The sequence below is a fragment of the Sphingobium bisphenolivorans genome (genome assembly GCF_000412635.1).
Classification (GTDB): domain Bacteria; phylum Pseudomonadota; class Alphaproteobacteria; order Sphingomonadales; family Sphingomonadaceae; genus Sphingobium; species Sphingobium bisphenolivorans.
In genome coordinates, this window is sequence record NZ_ASTG01000018.1 from 55,317 (window position 1) to 71,940 (window position 16,624).

A 16,624-nucleotide genomic window follows, 5' to 3' on the forward strand; every position below is an offset into this window, starting at 1 on the left:
GCCGATCAGGTCAGGACCGGCTCCTCGCCATCAGGCGGCGGCGGCAGGGGGTGGCCCGCCATCGCCGCGGCGAATCTCTCCCGATCCAGCCCCTTCTCCCAGGCTGACACGACGACTGTCGCAACCGCATTGCCGACGAAATTGGTAAGGCTGCGACATTCGCTCATGAAGCGGTCGACCCCCAGGATCAGCGTCATGCCCGCGACGGGCACCGACGGCACGATCGACAGGGTCGCCGCCAGCGTGATGAAGCCTGCGCCCGTCACGCCTGCGGCGCCCTTGCTGGACAGCATGGCCACCAGCAGGAGCAGCAATTGCTCCTCCAGGCTCAGATGCACATTGGTCGCCTGCGCGATGAAGAGCGCCGCCAGCGTCATATAGATGTTCGTGCCGTCCAGGTTGAAGCTGTAGCCGGTGGGCACCACCAGACCCACGACCGACTTGCGGCACCCCGCCCGCTCCATCTTCTCGATCAGGCTGGGGAGCGCCGCTTCGGAGGAGGAGGTGCCCAGAACCAGCAGCAGCTCGGCCTTCAGATAGCGGATCAGGTGGAGGATGTTGAAGCCGACCAGCCGCGCGACGGCGCCCAGCACCAGCAGCACGAACAGCAAGGAGGTAAAATAGAAGGTGGCGACCAGTTCCGCGAGGCTCACCAGCGTCCCGATGCCATATTTTCCGATGGTGAAGGCCATGGCGCCAAAGGCCCCCAGCGGTGCGGCCTTCATGAGCAGCGAAACCAGCTTGAAGATCGCATGACTGGCGGCTTCGAGCACGGCCATGAGCGGATCGGCCCTTGGCCCCACCATCGTCACGGCGACGCCGAAGAGGATGGCGACGAACAGCACTTGGAGGATATTGTGGCCGTCCGCGACCGCTGAAATCAGCGTGTCGGGAATGATGTCGAGCAGAAAGCCGGTGAGCGTCCGGTCATGCGCCTGCTGCTGATATTGCGCGATCTTGCCGGCATCCAGCGTCGCCGGATCGATGTTCATGCCCGTGCCGGGATGCAGCAGATTGGCGACGATCAGCCCCACGATCAGCGCAAGCGTGGAAAAGGTCAGGAAATAGGCGAAGGCCTTGGCCGCCACCCGCCCGATCGCGCCCAGTTCCTTCATCCCTGCTATGCCGGTCACAATGGTGAGGAAGATGACCGGCGCGATGATCATCTTCACGAGCTTGATGAACGCATCGCCCAGCGGTTGCAGCGCGACGCCGGTGCCAGGAAAGAAATGCCCGATGGTGACGCCCAGCGCGATGGCGACCAGCACCTGCACATAAAGCTGCCGGTACAGCGGCGGGCGGGACACCGGCAGGTCGGACGTGGCGGCGGTGGTTGGCATCATCGGTCGGCGGTCCCCTTCGCGCCGCACCATATGGACTGCCCTGCCGCTGTCCAGAAGAATAGCGGAAAGGTGAATTTCCCGCTTGCGCGCGACGGAGAGCGCGGCTATTGGCCCCTCCACCGTGGGCGTGTAGCTCAGTGGTAGAGCACTGTGTTGACATCGCAGGGGTCGCAAGTTCAATCCTTGCCACGCCCACCATGGAAAGCCCCGTCAGTCCCACGGACTGGCGGGGTTTTTCATACGTCCAACATGGCGCTAGTTCAGGCTGCAATCTTCTCTTCCGCCGACCATGCCGTGAGCGGGTTCGCATCGATACCGAGCAGGCGGCGGGCGTCATCCATCACCACCTTCATCCATTTCGCGCACCATGAGGGTGAGAAGTCGCTTCCGTCCCAAGCTGCCGGACCGAAGAGATGCTCGAGCTTCCACAGCAGCGCCGACTGGTCCGGAGCGGGCATCTCGATCAACGCGGCTTCGATCGAACCCTGAGCATCGCACAGACGATCGCTCTCCTCATTGACTGCATCCAGGCCGAGGCGTTCGTGGGTCTTGCGATATGCAAGCCATGCGTCCCGAACAGCCGCGGCGTTTCGCCGGATGACAGGCGACCAGTGGTTGTCCCAGGCCTGAAGATTGCCCGGATCGACGCGGTACCGGGTGATCTTGCCGTCCAGCGCCTCGATTTCAAAGCAGAGGTCTGGAAAAGGGACCGCGCGCTTCAGCTCTTCGTAGAGCGGATCATGAACTGACACATTGTAGAGATCGGACGCCTCCTTGGCCGCCGCGTGCTCAGCAAGGGTTTTGTCCCAAAGTGCGAGGTCAGCGGACCGCCCCGTGACACCTATCGATACATGCATGGTCATAGATCACTCCCAATCATGACTGGCGGATGCCGCCAGAACGTTGCAGGTGCGATCTGTGCCTGGCTTGTGTAAGTGATGCGTTTAGGAATTCGGTAGGTGCCCTGCTCATCGAATAGATTGAACCGCGATCAGGCTGCGGCCTTGCAGAGCTTTTCTAATGTCGCCTTCGCGAGGCGGGAAGATTATGGGTTTCGGTCGGGCTGCGCCGTGCGGGAAGGGCAAACAATATGCCGGATTTCAAGGTCATCGCTGGGAAACGGGTGCTGTTCGTCATGGCGGTTGAGGCCGAATATGGCGCACATCTTCGTGCCCGCTTCTCGCCGCTGCTGACCGGTGTCGGCCCTGTCGAAGCGTCGATCCATATGGCGATCGCGCTGCACAGGCTGGAAATGGCGAACGCCCTGCCTGATCTGGTCGTCTCGCTCGGATCGGCTGGATCGCGCTTGTGCGAACTTGGTCAGGTCTATCAGGTGGCAAGCGTTTCGTGGCGCGACATGGACGCGTCCCGCCTTGGCTTCGTCAAGGGCGTCACGCCCTTCATCGATCACCCTGTCGATGTGCCGCTTTGCCAGCCCCTCTCGCTGCAATCGGCCCGCCTGTCGACGGGCGCCAATATCGTGGGTGGCGATGCCTATGCCGCGATCGACGCCGAGATGGTCGACATGGAAACCTTCGCCATCGCACGGGCATGCGATCGGTTCGGCGTCTCGCTGATGGGCTTGCGGGGCATATCCGATGGGCCGGGCGAACTGTCGGACTTGCTGGGCTGGACAGAGCTTCTGGGACTGCTGGACGAGCGGCTCGCCGCAGCGGTCGATCTGCTGCCTGCCGCACTCGCCAGCCATGAACTACCGGGACTGCGATAAACTGAACGGCGCAAGATCAGTGCCCAGGAAAAGCGATCACCGTCTGGGATACGATGCCATCCTGTTCCAGTGCGCGACGCCCGCCTAGGTCGGGCAGGTCTATAGCGAAGAGCGCCATCAGGACCGTGGCGCCCTGCTCGCGCAGCAACTGCGCGGCCGCGAGTGCGGTGCCACCGGTCGCGATCAGATCATCGACCAGCAGGACGCGCGCGCCTTGGGGCACCTGACCTTCGTGCAGTTCCAGCCGGTCGGTGCCATATTCCAGCATATAGTCGATGCCGACGGTCTGCCCTGGCAGCTTCCCAGCCTTGCGCACTGGCACGAAGCCAAGCCCGAGCGCGTGCGCCAGTACCGCGCCGAGGATGAAACCGCGCGCCTCGATGCCGATCACCAACTCCGCGTCGAGCGGGCGGGCGATCAGGGCCATCCGCTCCACCAGTTCGGCAAAGCCGCGCCAGTCCGCCAGCAGCGTGGTGATGTCGCGGAATTGGATACCGGGCTTGGGCCAGTCGGGAATGGTGCGGACCAGTGCCGCAAGGCCGTCGACGCTCATCATATCCTCCATAAGAAAAGGGGCGCGGTTGATGAACCACGCCCCCTTTTTGTCGGTCTTCCGGCCGGGCCGCGGGTCAGATAGCCCGCTTCTTGTCCGCCCAGATATTCTGGTACGCCATATAGGCAAGGCCGGTGGCGATCAGCAGGAAGAAGATGGTCGCCAGGCCCGCACGGCGGCGGTTCTCCAGCTTGGGCTCCGCAGTCCAGGTCAGGAAGGCGGCGACGTCCTGCGCCATCTGATCGACCGTCGCCTTGGTGCCGTCGCCATAGGTCACCTGACCGTCGGCCGTCAGCGGCGGCGCCATGGCGAGGTTCAGGTTGGGGAAATAGGGGTTGTAGTGCAGCCCCTGCGGCGTCTTGGCGTCGGGAAACTCCTTCAGCAGCTCGGCCGGCTGGTTCTGGAAGCCCGTCAGCAGCGAATAGACGTAAGCCGAACCATGGTGGCGCGCCTTGGCCATCAGCGAGAGATCCGGCGGGATCGCATTGTTGTTCGCCGCCGCCGCCGCGACATTGTTCGCGAACGGCTTGGGGAAGAAGTCGGCCGGGACCGGATCGCGCGTCGACATCTCACCCGTCTTGGGATCGACGTCGGGCGTCTTGATCGCCCATTGCTTGGCGATCGCCTTCACCTCTGCCTCATTATAGCCGATCGCCTGCAGGTCGCGAAAAGCGACGAACTTCAGGCTGTGGCAGGCCGAGCAGACTTCCTTGTAGACCTGGAAGCCGCGCTGCAGCTGGGCCTTGTCGAAGGTGCCGAGCGGCCCGTCGAAGGAGAAAGACACATGTTTGGGGTCGCGGTGGAACTCATGCTCCACCGTTTTAGCCGGGGGTTCGGAGACGAACGCCACCGCACCCACCAGGAAGGAGACGAGCAGCCAGCCAGCGAAGAAAAGGCCGACAAGAAATGCGCCAATGCGAACCATGATTTTCTTGCCCCCCTTAACCGGCGTTCGACGGCTGCGGATCGGCGCCCATTCCGGGCAGCGCGTCCTGCTCGCCTTTTATGTTGGTGCGATTGAGCACCGATTCCGTGATCGAGGCCGGCAGCGGCAGCGGCTTTTCGAAGCGCGCGATCAGCGGCAGGATGATCAGGAAGTGCGCGAAATAATAGGCGGCAGCCACCTGGGAGATCATCACATAAGGCTCTTCCGCCGGCGCACCACCGCAATAGCCCAGGATCAGGACGTCGATGATCAGGATCCAGAAGAATTTGCGGAAGGTCGGCCGATAGTTGCCCGAGCGCACCGGCGAGGTGTCGAGCCAGGGCAGGAAGAAGAGCAGCAGGATCGACGCGAACATCGCCAGCACGCCCAGCAGCTTCGCCGGGACGAAGAAGAAGTCGACGGTGAAGGCGCGCAGGATCGCGTAGAAGGGCCAGAAATACCATTCAGGGACGATGTGCGCCGGCGTCGAAAGCGGGTTCGCCTCGATATAATTGTCCGGGTGGCCGAGATAGTTCGGCGCGAAGAACAGCAGGATCGCGAAGAGGATCAGGAAGACGCCCGCGCCGAAACCGTCCTTCGCGGTGTAATAAGGATGGAAGGGCACGGTATCCTGCGGCCCCTTCACGTCTACGCCCGTCGGGTTCGAAGAGCCCGGAATGTGCAGCGCCCAGATGTGCAGGATGACGACACCCGCGATCACGAAGGGCAGCAGGAAGTGCAGCGAGAAGAAGCGGTTGAGCGAAGCATTACCCGGAGCAAAACCGCCGAGCAGCCAGGTCTGGATCGGCTCGCCCACCACGGGGATCGCGCCGAACAGGCCGGTGATCACCTTTGCGCCCCAATAGCTCATCTGCCCCCAGGGAAGCACATAGCCCATGAAGGCGGTCGCCATCATGAGGAGGAAGATGACGAGGCCGAGCAGCCACACCATTTCGCGCGGCGCCTTGTAGGAACCGTAGAACAGGCCGCGGAAGATATGGAGATAGACCACGATGAAGAAGAAGCTGGCGCCGTTGGCATGCGCGTAACGCATCAGCCAGCCCGCGTTCACGTCGCGCATCGTCTGTTCGACGGTGCCGAAGGCGACCAGCGTGTTGGCGCCATAGTGCATCGCCATGATCACGCCGGTGACGATCTGTATCACCAGCGCGAGGCCGGCCAGAACACCGAAGTTCCAGAAATAGTTGAGATTGCGCGGCACGGGATAGCCGGCGCCGATTGAATTATAGACGAGGCGCGGAAGCGGCAGCTTCTCGTCTATCCACTGCATCACAGGATGCTTGGGGGTATAATGCTCAGCCCAGGGAAAGCTCATGGTTTCTTACCTCAGCCTACGAGAATGGCGGTGTCGGAAGTGAAGCTGAACTTCGGAACTTCCAGGTTCTTGGGCGCGGGGCCTTTGCGGATGCGGGCCGCGGTGTCGTAGGACGAGCCGTGGCAGGGGCAGAAATAGCCGCCATATTCACCGCGATTTTCGCCCTCGCCAGCGCCCAGCGGCACGCAGCCGAGATGGGTGCAGACGCCCATCGTCACCAGCCACTGCTTCTTGCCGTCGACCGTGCGCTCCTCCAGCGTCTGCGGATCACGCAAACCGGATACGTCGACCTTGTCGGCTTCGGCGATTTCCTTGTCGGTCAGGTGCCGCACGAAAAGCGGCTGCGAGCGGAAGGTCGTCTTGATCGCCTGTCCCGGCTGGATCGCCGACAGATCGACTTCCGTCGACGCGAGCGCCAGCACGTCGGCGCTGGGGTTCATCTGGTCGATAAGCGGAACCACCACCGCGACCGCCCCCACGCCAGCGAAGCTGACCGCCGCAATGTTGATGAAATCACGGCGACGGACTGCGTCCCCCCGGGATAGCGTCTCACTCTCCGTATGTTCAACGATCGCCATGCACCTCAACCCTTGCAAGTACGTCCCTGGCCCCGCCTCATTGCCTTCGTCGGCTATGCTTTCGGGGGATTGAAGCGCCCATACGAAGTGGGCCCCGCCTTCCCCCTGGCGTGGTTTGCAGGCCTGATAACCGTAGGATGCGCCATTTGCCAACAGCAATTTGGCCGCTCTATGACAATTTGCCTCCTTGCTCTATGGCGCGCGGCATGCGTATCGCCCTTTATCAACCCGAAATCGCCGGCAATGTCGGCGCTATTCTTCGTCTGGCAGCCTGCTTCTGCGTGCCTGTGGATATCATCATGCCGACTGGATTTGCCTTTTCCGACGCCCGGCTGAAGCGAGCCGCCATGGATTATGGCGCCGCGGCGGAGGTGACGCGCCACGCCAATTTCGAAGCTTTCGACGCCGCCCGCAGGACGGAAGGCCGCCGCCTGATGCTGATGAGCAGCCATGCGTCGCAGCGGCTGCCGGACGTGGCCTTCCGGCCCGACGACATCCTGCTGATGGGATCGGAAAGTGCGGGCGTCCCGAACGATGTCCGCGATCTGGCGGATGTGCGCGTCCGCATTCCCATGGCGCCGGGCTTTCGCTCGCTCAACATCGCCGTTTCCACGGGCATCGCCGTCGCCGAGGCCCTTCGTCAGACTGGAGGCTTTCCGCAATGACCCTGGCCCTCGATCCCCAGCAGCAGGCCGCTCGCACATGGTTCGAATCGCTGCGCGACCGCATCTGCGCCGAGTTCGAGGCGATCGAGCGGGAGGCGGGCAGCGATGCGCGCTTCGACTATCTCGCCTGGAATCGGGAAGCGCCGGGCCTTGCCCCCGGTGAAGGCGGCGGCGGCGTGCGCGGCGTCATGAAGGGCAAGGTGTTCGAGAAGGTCGGCGTCAATGTGTCGACGGTCGGCGGCGCTTTCTCCGCGGAATTCGCCAAGACGATCCACGGCGCGGATGAAGATCCGAGCTTCTTCGCCACCGGCATCAGCCTGGTCGCGCACATGGCAAATCCGCATGTGCCCGCCGTGCATATGAACACGCGCTTTCTGGTGACGTCCAAGCGCTGGTTCGGGGGCGGCGCGGACCTCAACCCGCCGCTGCCGCGCGATGAGGATACGGGCTTTTTTCACGGCGTCCTGAAAGATGCCTGCGACGCGCATGACCCCGGCCATTACCCGAAGTTCAAGCAATGGGCGGACGATTATTTTTTCATCCCTCATCGCGGCGTCCATCGCGGCGTCGGCGGCATTTTCTACGATCATCTGGAGGGGAACTTCGACGAGAATTTCGCCTTCACCCGGTCGGTCGGCGAAGCCTTCCTGGCCGCCTATCCGCCGATTGTCCGCCGCCGCATGAACGAAAGCTGGTCGGATGAAGAGTATAGCCGGATGCTGGAGTGGCGCGGCCGATATGCCGAGTTCAACCTTGTCCACGACCGGGGTACGCTGTTCGGGCTCAAGACCGGCGGCAATGTCGATGCGATCCTGATGAGCCTGCCGCCGATGGCGAAATGGAGTTGAGGCGGTGGGCCTGACGACGGTTCCGGATGACCAGATCGCCACCATCGTGACGCATCTGGAAATGCGGGACCGGCCGCGGCCCGCGCCCATCGCGCCGGCTCCGCTGCGGCTGGTGCCGTGGAAGACCCCGGCGCCCCAGAGCTACCGCGCGCTGTTCCGGCGGGTGGGCGAGCCCTGGCTCTGGTTTTCGCGGCTGGTGATGAGCGACGAGGCGCTCACCGCCATCATCCATGATCCGGCTGTCCAGATTTATGCCGTCACCGACCTGCGCGGCGTGGAGGTCGGATTGCTCGAACTCGACTTTCGGTCACTTCCGGACTGCGAACTCGCCTTTTTCGGGCTGATCCCGGAACTGACGGGCAAGGGCTTCGGCCGATGGCTGATGGCACAGGCCAAGGCGCTCGCCTGGCGCAAGGAAGTGACGCGCTTCTGGGTGCATAGCTGCACGCTGGACAGCCCGGCGGCGCTCGGTTTCTACCAGAAGGCGGGGTTCGTGCCCTACAAGCGCGAGGTCGAGACGTTCGCCGATCCCCGGCTGGCCGGAACTTTGGCGCGTGACGCGGCACCGCATGTGCCGCTGCTGGGTCAGCGCGCGTCGGCCTGACGATAGAGCCGGGCCAGCATCACCAGCATATAGACCTGCACCACGGTCGAGACGACGGCGGCGGCGATGCCGCCGGTCAGCCGCGCACCGCTCGGGCCGCCGACAAGGCCGCCGATCACGCCGAAGATCGCTTGCGACGCCGCTCCGACGATCGCCGACAGCAGGGTCAGGATCAGGAGAAAGCCGAGCAGCCGCCAGAAATGCCCGCGGGTTAGCGCCCAGCCATGGCGCAGCGAGTCCAGCACGCCCTCGCTGCCGTCAATCACCACCGGATTGAGCAGCAGCAGCCGTACGCTGACGAAGATGGTGGCAACGACCAGAGCGACGCCCAGCAGCATGGCGAGGCTCGCGCCGAGCGGCTTGGCGACGAGCGACAGCGCCACCACGATGATGGTGCCCACGACGAGCAGGGCGGCCAGCAAGCCTGCCACCACCAGCGCCGTGCCAAGCAGCACCGGCAACCGCGCCACACTGAGGCGCAGCGCTTCGGCCACGCTGATCCCCGGACGAAGCGCCAGCGCGAACAGGGTGAGCGAGCCGAACCAGATGACGATTACGCCCAGCAGCATCGCCAGCCAGAAGCCAGTCGGCACATCGGGCATAGCCTGCGTCATGTTCCATCGGGCAAGCTGCGGCGGCGTCATTTCCTGCAGGATCAGTCCCGGCAGCGCGACGAACAGCAAGGCGACCGGGAACAGCAGGCTGCTTTCGCGCGAAACGAAGGCGACCGCTTCCTCCCAAGCCTTGCCGATGGACATCGCCGTCATATCTTCGCCCTGTTCTGCCAGCGTAAAATCGGGACGAGACTTGATAGCTCGCCCCGTCCAAGTCAAGGAAGCGCCATGACTTCTCCCGCCCCCTCTTCGCCCATGCCGAACATCGAGTGGCGCGTCGAGCCCTCGCCCGTCGATTATCCCGATGCACTGACGGATATGGAGGCGCGCTGTGCCGCGATCTTCGCGGGCGAGGCGCAGGAGCGGGTCTGGCTGCTCGAACATCCGCCGCTCTATACGGCGGGCACCAGCGCGAGCGCGGACGAACTGCTCGACCCCCGCTTTCCGGTGCATGATGCAGGACGCGGCGGGCGCTACACCTATCATGGGCCGGGGCAGCGCATCGGCTATCTCAACATCGACCTGCGCGAACGGGGCAAGGACGTGCGCAACTTCGTCCATCATCTGGAAGGCTGGATGATCGACGCGCTGGGTGAGTTGGGCATCGCCGCGCGGCGCGCGGAGGGACGCATCGGCATCTGGACCAACGACCGCCAGGGACGGGAGGCAAAGATAGGCGCGCTCGGCATCCGAGTGCGGCGCTGGGTCACGCTGCATGGCTTCTCGATCAACGTCGATCCCGACCTGTCGCATTTCGGGGGCATCGTGCCGTGCGGCCTTGCCGAATATCCCGTCACCAGCATCGCGGCGCTTGGCGTCAAGGCGTCGATGGTCGAACTGGACGCCGCGCTCCACACCCATTTCCCTGCGTTTATCGGACGGTTGCGGCGCTGCCCCGCGCCCGACGAGGCGGGGGTTGAGCAATGCGATATGCGCCGCTAGGGTCGCCGCCTTCGCCAGGTGGGGGGCCGCCGGGCATGCTGACAACCGATTGAGGATACCCGGATGCGCCTTGAAGCGAGGACGATAGTGACGGCGACGCTCCTGCTTGGCTGCGTGACGCTGACCGCGTGCGGCAAGAAGGATGAAGGCACGACGACGGTGCAGATGAACAATCTGGAAGTGGTGGACGGCACCACCACTGACGCCATGACCGACCTGGATGGCGTGCAGAGCGAGAGCACGGCGCTGGCTGTGTCCGGCAATCGCAGCGACAATGCGGCAGCGCCCGCGGAAGCCAAGAATGAATCGGCGCCGCAGCCGGCTCAAGATACGGAAGTCCTGTCCGATCAATAGGCTGGCGCTGGCGTTCAGCCGTGATACAGAGGAAATGAATCAAGGCTTTGGACCTGTAGCGGTCCGATGCTGCGGGGCCTGATGCCACGGGGCCCGATGTCACAGGGGATGTCGATGAATTTCCGTTTGTCTCTGCGCCGCGCCGTTATGGGTCTGGCGACGATAGTCTTGCCGTCTCTTGCCCAGCCCGCCGCCGCGCAATTTTTCTGGTCGCCGCCAAGCTTCGCGACGTCGCCCCTCACCGATGTAGAGGCGGCCACTGCGCTGGGCCTGCCCGGCGCCACGGCGGAGGAGGTGAAGGCCGGGCTGGTCTGGAACCTGCGCGCGGCGCTGAACGTCGCCGCCCTGCAATGCCAGTTCGAACCGACTCTTCTGTCGATCAGCAACTATAATGCGATGATCGCGCACCATGACGCGGAACTGGATTCGGCGCAGTCGGTCCTGCTCGGCTATTTCCAGCGCACCGTGGGCAAGGGTCGGCCGGGCCAAGCCGCATCCGATCAATATGGCACGCGCATCTACTCGGGCTATTCGACTGTCCAGGCGCAGCGGGGCTTCTGCCTGGCTGCGGCGGAAGTCGGCCGGCAGGCCATCTTCGCCCAGCGGGGGACGCTCAACGTCGTGGCGCGCAACGGCCTTGGCTCGATCAAGAAGTCGCTGATCCTGGCGGGCGAGCAGGCCTATGGCGATCCGGGCCGCAGCTATTCGCTCACCCTGCCCTCCTTCGATCCCAAATGCTGGAAGAAGGGCAAGCTTCTGCCCGCCTGCCACGTCGCCTGGAACCAGAAGATCGGCGTCCAGCCTTAACGTAACCCCAGATATTTATGCGACTGGAGGCTCAGCCTCCAGCGCGGCCTAGCCATCACCAGATCGACCGCCGCCTGCGCATTGTCGGCGGCGCGGGGATCATCGAGCGGCTGGATCAGGAGATGGTCGAAGGCCCAGCCTTCCATCTGCTCTACGTCGGCGATGCCGTGACCGGGTGAGGGCTGAGGCCAGACCAGCTTCAGTTCGTTCCCTGTGCGCTGCACGACCTCGCTACCTGCCTTGGGACTGACACAGACCCAATCGATTCCAGGATGGGCTGGCAGGGTGCCGTTGGTTTCGACGGCTATGGTGAAGCCGCGCGCATGCAGGGCATCGACCAGCGCATCGTCGATCTGGAGCATAGGCTCGCCGCCCGTAATGACGATGTAGCGTCCTTGCTCGCCCTCCCCCCAGAAGCCGAGCGCCGAGCCGGCAAGGCTCTCGGCATCAACGAACTTGCCGCCCCCATCGCCATCCGTGCCGACGAAATCCGTATCACAAAAGCGACAGATCGCGCTTTCCCGATCCTGCTCGCGACCACTCCAGAGGTTGCATCCGGCAAAGCGCAGGAAGACGGCGCGGCGGCCGGCGTGAACGCCCTCCCCCTGCAAGGTCAGGAACATTTCCTTGACGGCATAGGTCATGGCTCTTCTCTCAAGCCCTCACCGCATAGTCGGTGGGGTCAGGCAGCCCGGCTTCCTCAAACCCCTTCGAGCGCAACCGGCAACTGTCGCACAGGCCGCAATGCTGGCCTTCCGGCGTCGGATCGTAGCAGGACCAGCTGAGCCCGGCATCAAGGCCAAGCCTGTGCGCCTCACGCGCGATATCAGCCTTGCTCATGTGCTGGAGCGGCGCGTTGATGCGGATCGGACGTCCCTCCACTCCCGCTTTCGTCGCCAGCGTCGCCATCGTCTGGAAAGCGTCGATGAACTCCGGCCGGCAGTCGGGATAGCCGGAATAATCGAGCGCATTGACGCCGATGAAGATGTCGCTTGCGCCCGTCACTTCGGCCAGGCCCAGCGTGAGCGACAGGAAGATGGTGTTGCGCGCGGGCACATAGGTGACGGGAATTCCCGGTCCGACGCCGTCCTTGGGCACGGCGATGTCGGCGGTGAGCGCCGATCCGCCGAACGCCGTGAGGTCAAGGGGCAGAATGATGTGCGAAGCCACGCCAATCGCCTCGGCCACGCGCCTCGCCGCGCGCAGCTCCACGCTGTGGCGCTGATGATAGTCGATCGACAGGGCATGGACCTGATAGCCCGCCTCCCGTGCCAGACCGCCCGCCACCATGGAATCGAGCCCGCCAGAAAGCAGGACGACCGCTGATTTTTCTACACTGGCAACCATGGCGACCCGCTACCCCGGCCGGTCCGCAAGCGCAAGCGAGTCGGGCCGGGCGCCCTCAGCGGCAGGCGCCGACCCACCGGCCTTCGGCGGCAAAATCGAAGGGCCCCCCGTCCGCGATCCCCTGCGACTGGACCTGGACCAGCCGCGATGTTTCCACGCGCAGGTCGGTACGGCCGCTGCCCGCCCCCCCGCAGTCGTAGGTCACCACCACTCGATTGGGCGTGTCGCTGACGGTGAAGCTCTTGCAGTTGCGCGACATATGACGGACCTGCAACAGTTGCCGCAGATCGGACAGGCACAGCCGGCGCGCCTCGGCCCCGCGCTCCCGCAGCTCCCATTCACCTGGCTCAAGCCCCTTGGCCAGGCGCAGCGGCTCAGCCTTGCCGGCGGGAGGGCCCGCCGCCATCATCGCCGCTGCGGCCATAACATAGCATGCCGATCTCATCGTTTCCCCCATTGCCCCGCACCGGCTTCCCGGCGCGTGCGAATGCGACCCTTGATGCAGGATAATGCCTCACAATTGCGGCAAATTCATAGCGGCCTTGGCGCAGAGCCGCGGCGTGCCTCTTTATGGGACGGTCAGTGCGCCCCGAAACTGTCCAGCGCCACGGGAAACAGGCGTGAACAGAAGGCGCAATCGACGCCGATGATCCCGTTGCCATCGGCCATCTGCTCCCGCTCTTCAGCGGGAAAGCGGCCGATGACGGAGCGGATGTGACCCAAGTCGCAGCGGCAGCCCTTACTGAGTTCGACGGGATCGGTGACGCGCACTTCGTCTTCCTCATGGAAGAGACGCCAGACAATATCGCTGAGCGGCAGTGCTTCGGCCGTCAGTTCTTCATCCTTCAGCGTGTGCGCCAGCGCCCGGACATGCTCCCACTCGGGATGGTCGTGGCGGACGTGCAGCCGTTCGCGCCCGACTTCGCCTTCGGGCAGATGCTGGAGCAGCAGCCCGGCGGCGAGACAGCCCTTGCCCGCGTCGTGGCGCACGGCGATCTGGACGATGCTGGGCAGCTGTTCGGACTGGAAGAAATAATGTTCCGCCGCGTCGGCCAGCGATTCGCCGTCGAGCGGAACGATACCCTGATAACGCTCGCCCGTGGTCGCCTGATCGAAGGTGATGGCGAGAAAGCCCTTGCCAAAGAGGCCGAACAGCGTCGGATTGGGGCCAAGCTCCGCCAGGCGATCGGCGTCGAACTTGGCATAGCCGCGCACCTCCCCCGCCTTGTAGTCGGCGACCAGGAGGCTGACGACGCCGCTCTCCGTCTGCGCCTGTAGGGTAAGCTGCCCGCCCGCATCCTTGAGCGTGGTACCGAGCAGCGCGGCAAGCACGAGAGCGGAGGCCAGCAGCCGCTCGACGGGCGGCGGATAGGCGTGGGCGGCGAGGACATCATCCAGCACCGGGCCGAGCCGCACGATCCGTCCGCGCGCATGACGGGACGGAATGGTGAAGCCAAGGGCATGGTCGATGTGGGCAGAAGAGGTCAAATCAAGGCTCCGTGAGGGGCAAACGGCAGCAGACGCACTCCCGGTGAATGGCTTCAGCCGCCACGGCGATGAGCTCCTTCGATGGAACGTCAGTCGCTTTAGATAGGACGCGTCGCCTCAAACTCAACCGAGCCGGCCGAGCGCCCAGAGCAGCACCGACTTCTGGCCGTGGATGCGGTTTTCCGCTTCGTCCCAGATCAGCGACTGCGGTCCGTCGATCACTTCCTCGACGACCTCCTCGCCGCGATGCGCGGGAAGGCAGTGGAGGAACTTCGCACCGGGCTTGGCATGCGCCATCAAGGCGGGCGTCACCTGATAGGGCATCATCGCCCGCAGCTTCTCGTCCGCATGCGCCTGGCCCATGGATATCCAGGTGTCGGTTACGACGATGTCGGCATTTGCCACCGCCGCATGCGGATCGCGCGTACGGGTGATGGTAGCGCCGAGCGCCTGCGCTTCGCGCTCGAAGGACGGATCGGGGTCATAGCCCTCCGGCACGCCGATTCGGACATCGAACTTGAAGAGGCCGGCCGCCTCGATGATCGAATGGAGGACGTTGTTGCCGTCGCCGAGCCAGGCCCACTGGCTGCCGGGCAGCGACACGCCATGCTCGACGGCGGTCAGGAGGTCGGCGACGATCTGGCAGGGATGCGACAGGTCCGTGAGGCCGTTGATCACGGGGACCGTGGCATGGTGCGCCATCTCCTCGATCTTCGCATGATCGTCGGTGCGGATCATGATGGCGTCGCACATGCGGCTCAGGACGCGGGCGGTGTCGGCCACCGTCTCACCCCGGCCAAGCTGGCTGGTCGCGCCGTCGAGGATTAGGGATGTGCCGCCGAGCTGGCGGATCGCCATGTCGAAGCTGACGCGGGTGCGGGTCGAATTCTTTTCGAAGATCATCGCCAGCGTGTGGCCGGCGAGCGGCGCATCGGCGTCGGCCTTTCCCTTGGGGAAGGACTTGCGGGCAGCCTTGCGGTCGATGGCGTCGGCGATCATGGCGGCGATCGCATCGCCACCGGCATCAGAGAGATTGATGAAATGTCTGGTCATGGAAGGACTTCCTCCAAGAAGGCCGTTCGTCCTGAGTAGCCATTGAGCTTGCCGAAATGCCGTATCGAAGGATGCTTCGATACGGGTCGGCTTCGGTCAGCCTCTACTCAGCACGAACGGAAACAGAATCAGGCCGCAGCAGCCTCCGCAAAGCTCCGCGCTCCGGCGGAAAGCCGCTCGATGCACTCGGCCACATGGCTTTCCTCGATCACGAGGGGCGGCAGGATGCGCACGACATTCTGTCCCGCCGACACCGCCAGCAGCCCATGATTGTCGCGCAGATGCGCCACGAAGCTGCGTGCGTCGTAGCTGTCCTTCATCTTGACGCCGAGCATCAGGCCAAGGCCGCGCACATCCTCGAACATGCCGTCATGATTGGGGACGAGCTGCTCCAGCGCGGAACGCAGGCGCGCACCTATCGTTTTCACATGGTCGAGGAAGCCCTCGCCCAGCACCTCGTCCAGCACCGTCATGCCCACCGCCATCGCGAGCGGGTTGCCGCCATAGGTCGAACCGTGCGTGCCGAACACCATGCCCTTGGCCGCTTCCTCGGTCGCAAGGCAAGCGCCGAGCGGAAAGCCCGCGCCAATCCCCTTCGCCACCGCCATGATGTCGGGTGTCAGCCCATACTGCTCATAGGCGAAGAAGGTGCCGGTGCGGGCATAGCCGCACTGTACCTCATCGAGGATCAGCAGCAGACCCTGCTCGTCGCACAGCTTGCGCAGGCCGGAGAGGAACTCCTGCGTGGCCGGCGTCACGCCGCCCTCGCCCTGCACCGTTTCCACCAGGAAGCCGGCGGTATTCTCATCGACGGCGGCGGTCGCAGCCTCCAGATCGTTGAAGGGCACCACGGTGAAGCCCGGCAGCAGCGGTTCGAAACCGTCGCGCATCTTGGGCTGGCTGGTGGCGGAGATCGTGCCCAGCGTGCGGCCGTGGAAGGCATTGTCGAAGCTGATGATCTTGTGCCGGTGCGCCTCGCCATTGGCATAATGATAGCGGCGCGCGGTCTTGATCGCGCATTCCACCGCTTCAGCGCCCGAGTTGGTGAAGAAGACCGTATCGGCAAAGGTCGTGTCGACCAGACGCTGCGCGAATTTTTCGCCCAACGGCATGGCATAGAGGTTCGACGTGTGCATCAGCGTCGCCGCCTGACCGGCGATCGCCTTCACCAGCTTCGGGTGGCCGTGGCCGAGCAGGTTGACCGCGATGCCGCTGGCGAAGTCCAGATAACGCTCACCGCGCTCGCCGATCAGATAGCAGCCCTCGCCTCGGACCGGGCGTACATCGCACCGGGGGTAAACGGGCATGAGCGGCGTAATCGACATGGACCTTCCCTTTCTGGGTTGATGTAAGCAGTTTTCCGAAACGCAAAAAGGCGGCCCCCGCCGGGCCGCCCTTTGCGAGCGTCGCCTATACAAGGGAGACTTTGGCGGTTCAA

At 64.2% G+C, this 16,624-nt stretch carries 20 protein-coding genes and 1 tRNA gene; 8 read left to right on the plus strand and 13 right to left on the minus strand.

The window, feature by feature from the left end:
* Window positions 1-5: 5 nt before the first annotated feature.
* A complete protein-coding gene (locus tag L858_RS0113750) occupies window positions 6-1,343 on the minus strand; it encodes a dicarboxylate/amino acid:cation symporter (RefSeq protein ID WP_028056133.1) in 1,338 nt (445 codons plus the stop codon).
* 123 nt (window positions 1,344-1,466) lie between these two features.
* On the opposite strand from L858_RS0113750, the gene L858_RS0113755 reads away from it, so the two are divergent.
* A tRNA-Val gene (locus tag L858_RS0113755) sits at window positions 1,467-1,541 on the plus strand.
* A 62-nt stretch (window positions 1,542-1,603) separates the two neighbouring features.
* Here the strand turns inward: L858_RS0113755 and L858_RS0113760 are convergent.
* Complete coding sequence (locus tag L858_RS0113760) at window positions 1,604-2,206, minus strand: hypothetical protein (protein WP_022683733.1); 603 nt, start codon at window positions 2,204-2,206, stop codon at window positions 1,604-1,606.
* A gap of 227 nt (window positions 2,207-2,433) precedes the next feature.
* Here L858_RS0113760 and L858_RS0113765 point away from each other — a divergent pair, with 227 nt between their 5' ends.
* Complete coding sequence (locus L858_RS0113765) at window positions 2,434-3,072, plus strand: 5'-methylthioadenosine/S-adenosylhomocysteine nucleosidase (RefSeq protein ID WP_022683734.1); 639 nt, start codon at window positions 2,434-2,436, stop codon at window positions 3,070-3,072.
* A gap of 16 nt (window positions 3,073-3,088) precedes the next feature.
* Here the strand turns inward: L858_RS0113765 and L858_RS0113770 are convergent, their stop codons facing one another.
* From L858_RS0113770 to petA, 4 genes are all read right to left on the minus strand, one after another.
* Complete coding sequence (locus L858_RS0113770; RefSeq protein WP_028056134.1) at window positions 3,089-3,625, minus strand: adenine phosphoribosyltransferase; 537 nt, start codon at window positions 3,623-3,625, stop codon at window positions 3,089-3,091.
* A gap of 76 nt (window positions 3,626-3,701) precedes the next feature.
* Window positions 3,702-4,550, minus strand: a complete 849-nt coding sequence (locus L858_RS0113775; RefSeq protein WP_022683736.1) for a cytochrome c1 — start codon at window positions 4,548-4,550, stop codon at window positions 3,702-3,704.
* 16 nt (window positions 4,551-4,566) lie between these two features.
* Window positions 4,567-5,886, minus strand: a complete 1,320-nt coding sequence (locus L858_RS0113780; RefSeq protein WP_022683737.1) for a cytochrome b — start codon at window positions 5,884-5,886, stop codon at window positions 4,567-4,569.
* 11 nt (window positions 5,887-5,897) lie between these two features.
* Window positions 5,898-6,464, minus strand: a complete 567-nt coding sequence (gene petA / locus L858_RS0113785; protein WP_022683738.1) for a ubiquinol-cytochrome c reductase iron-sulfur subunit — start codon at window positions 6,462-6,464, stop codon at window positions 5,898-5,900.
* Window positions 6,465-6,658: 194 nt separating this feature from the next.
* Here petA and L858_RS0113790 point away from each other — a divergent pair, with 194 nt between their 5' ends.
* The 3 genes from L858_RS0113790 to L858_RS0113800 are packed head-to-tail and all read left to right on the plus strand — an operon-like array spanning window position 6,659 to window position 8,581.
* Window positions 6,659-7,129 carry a tRNA (cytidine(34)-2'-O)-methyltransferase gene (locus L858_RS0113790; protein ID WP_022683739.1) on the plus strand — a complete coding sequence of 157 codons (471 nt, stop codon included), beginning with the start codon at window positions 6,659-6,661 and terminating at the stop codon, window positions 7,127-7,129.
* Entirely contained in the window at window positions 7,126-7,977 is an 852-nt protein-coding gene (gene hemF / locus L858_RS0113795) for an oxygen-dependent coproporphyrinogen oxidase (protein ID WP_022683740.1), read from the plus strand. The genes L858_RS0113790 and hemF overlap by 4 nt, the downstream gene beginning before the upstream one ends.
* A 4-nt stretch (window positions 7,978-7,981) precedes the next feature.
* The gene (locus L858_RS0113800; protein WP_022683741.1) at window positions 7,982-8,581 is read left to right on the plus strand and encodes a GNAT family N-acetyltransferase; all 600 of its coding nucleotides are present in this window, start codon (window positions 7,982-7,984) and stop codon (window positions 8,579-8,581) included.
* Here the strand turns inward: L858_RS0113800 and L858_RS0113805 are convergent.
* Window positions 8,563-9,348, minus strand: a complete 786-nt coding sequence (locus L858_RS0113805) for a DUF7847 domain-containing protein (protein WP_022683742.1) — start codon at window positions 9,346-9,348, stop codon at window positions 8,563-8,565. The genes L858_RS0113800 and L858_RS0113805 overlap by 19 nt on opposite strands.
* 75 nt (window positions 9,349-9,423) lie before the next feature.
* Here L858_RS0113805 and lipB point away from each other — a divergent pair, with 75 nt between their 5' ends.
* From lipB to L858_RS0113820, 3 genes are all read left to right on the plus strand, one after another.
* The gene (lipB, locus tag L858_RS0113810) at window positions 9,424-10,137 is read left to right on the plus strand and encodes a lipoyl(octanoyl) transferase LipB (protein WP_022683743.1); all 714 of its coding nucleotides are present in this window, start codon (window positions 9,424-9,426) and stop codon (window positions 10,135-10,137) included.
* 63 nt (window positions 10,138-10,200) lie between these two features.
* Window positions 10,201-10,491 carry a hypothetical protein gene (locus L858_RS0113815; protein WP_022683744.1) on the plus strand — a complete coding sequence of 97 codons (291 nt, stop codon included), beginning with the start codon at window positions 10,201-10,203 and terminating at the stop codon, window positions 10,489-10,491.
* A 114-nt stretch (window positions 10,492-10,605) separates the two neighbouring features.
* Entirely contained in the window at window positions 10,606-11,298 is a 693-nt protein-coding gene (locus L858_RS0113820; RefSeq protein WP_028056136.1) for a hypothetical protein, read from the plus strand.
* Here L858_RS0113820 and queE read toward each other — a convergent pair.
* The 6 genes from queE to L858_RS0113850 all read right to left on the minus strand — a co-directional run bounded on the left by queE (window position 11,295) and on the right by L858_RS0113850 (window position 16,511).
* Window positions 11,295-11,942, minus strand: a complete 648-nt coding sequence (queE, locus tag L858_RS0113825) for a 7-carboxy-7-deazaguanine synthase (RefSeq protein WP_022683746.1) — start codon at window positions 11,940-11,942, stop codon at window positions 11,295-11,297. The two genes, L858_RS0113820 and queE, sit on opposite strands and share 4 nt — an antisense overlap.
* A gap of 10 nt (window positions 11,943-11,952) precedes the next feature.
* The gene (queC, locus tag L858_RS0113830) at window positions 11,953-12,645 is read right to left on the minus strand and encodes a 7-cyano-7-deazaguanine synthase QueC (protein ID WP_022683747.1); all 693 of its coding nucleotides are present in this window, start codon (window positions 12,643-12,645) and stop codon (window positions 11,953-11,955) included.
* Window positions 12,646-12,700: 55 nt separating this feature from the next.
* Window positions 12,701-13,090: a DUF3617 domain-containing protein gene (locus tag L858_RS0113835; RefSeq protein WP_028056137.1), complete on the minus strand. Its 390-nt coding sequence runs from the start codon at window positions 13,088-13,090 to the stop codon at window positions 12,701-12,703.
* A 134-nt stretch (window positions 13,091-13,224) separates the two neighbouring features.
* Complete coding sequence (gene hslO / locus L858_RS0113840) at window positions 13,225-14,133, minus strand: Hsp33 family molecular chaperone HslO (protein ID WP_022683749.1); 909 nt, start codon at window positions 14,131-14,133, stop codon at window positions 13,225-13,227.
* 123 nt (window positions 14,134-14,256) lie between these two features.
* A complete protein-coding gene (gene argF, locus L858_RS0113845; RefSeq protein WP_022683750.1) occupies window positions 14,257-15,186 on the minus strand; it encodes an ornithine carbamoyltransferase in 930 nt (309 codons plus the stop codon).
* 128 nt (window positions 15,187-15,314) lie between these two features.
* The gene (locus L858_RS0113850; RefSeq protein ID WP_022683751.1) at window positions 15,315-16,511 is read right to left on the minus strand and encodes an aspartate aminotransferase family protein; all 1,197 of its coding nucleotides are present in this window, start codon (window positions 16,509-16,511) and stop codon (window positions 15,315-15,317) included.
* Window positions 16,512-16,624: the final 113 nt, after the last annotated feature.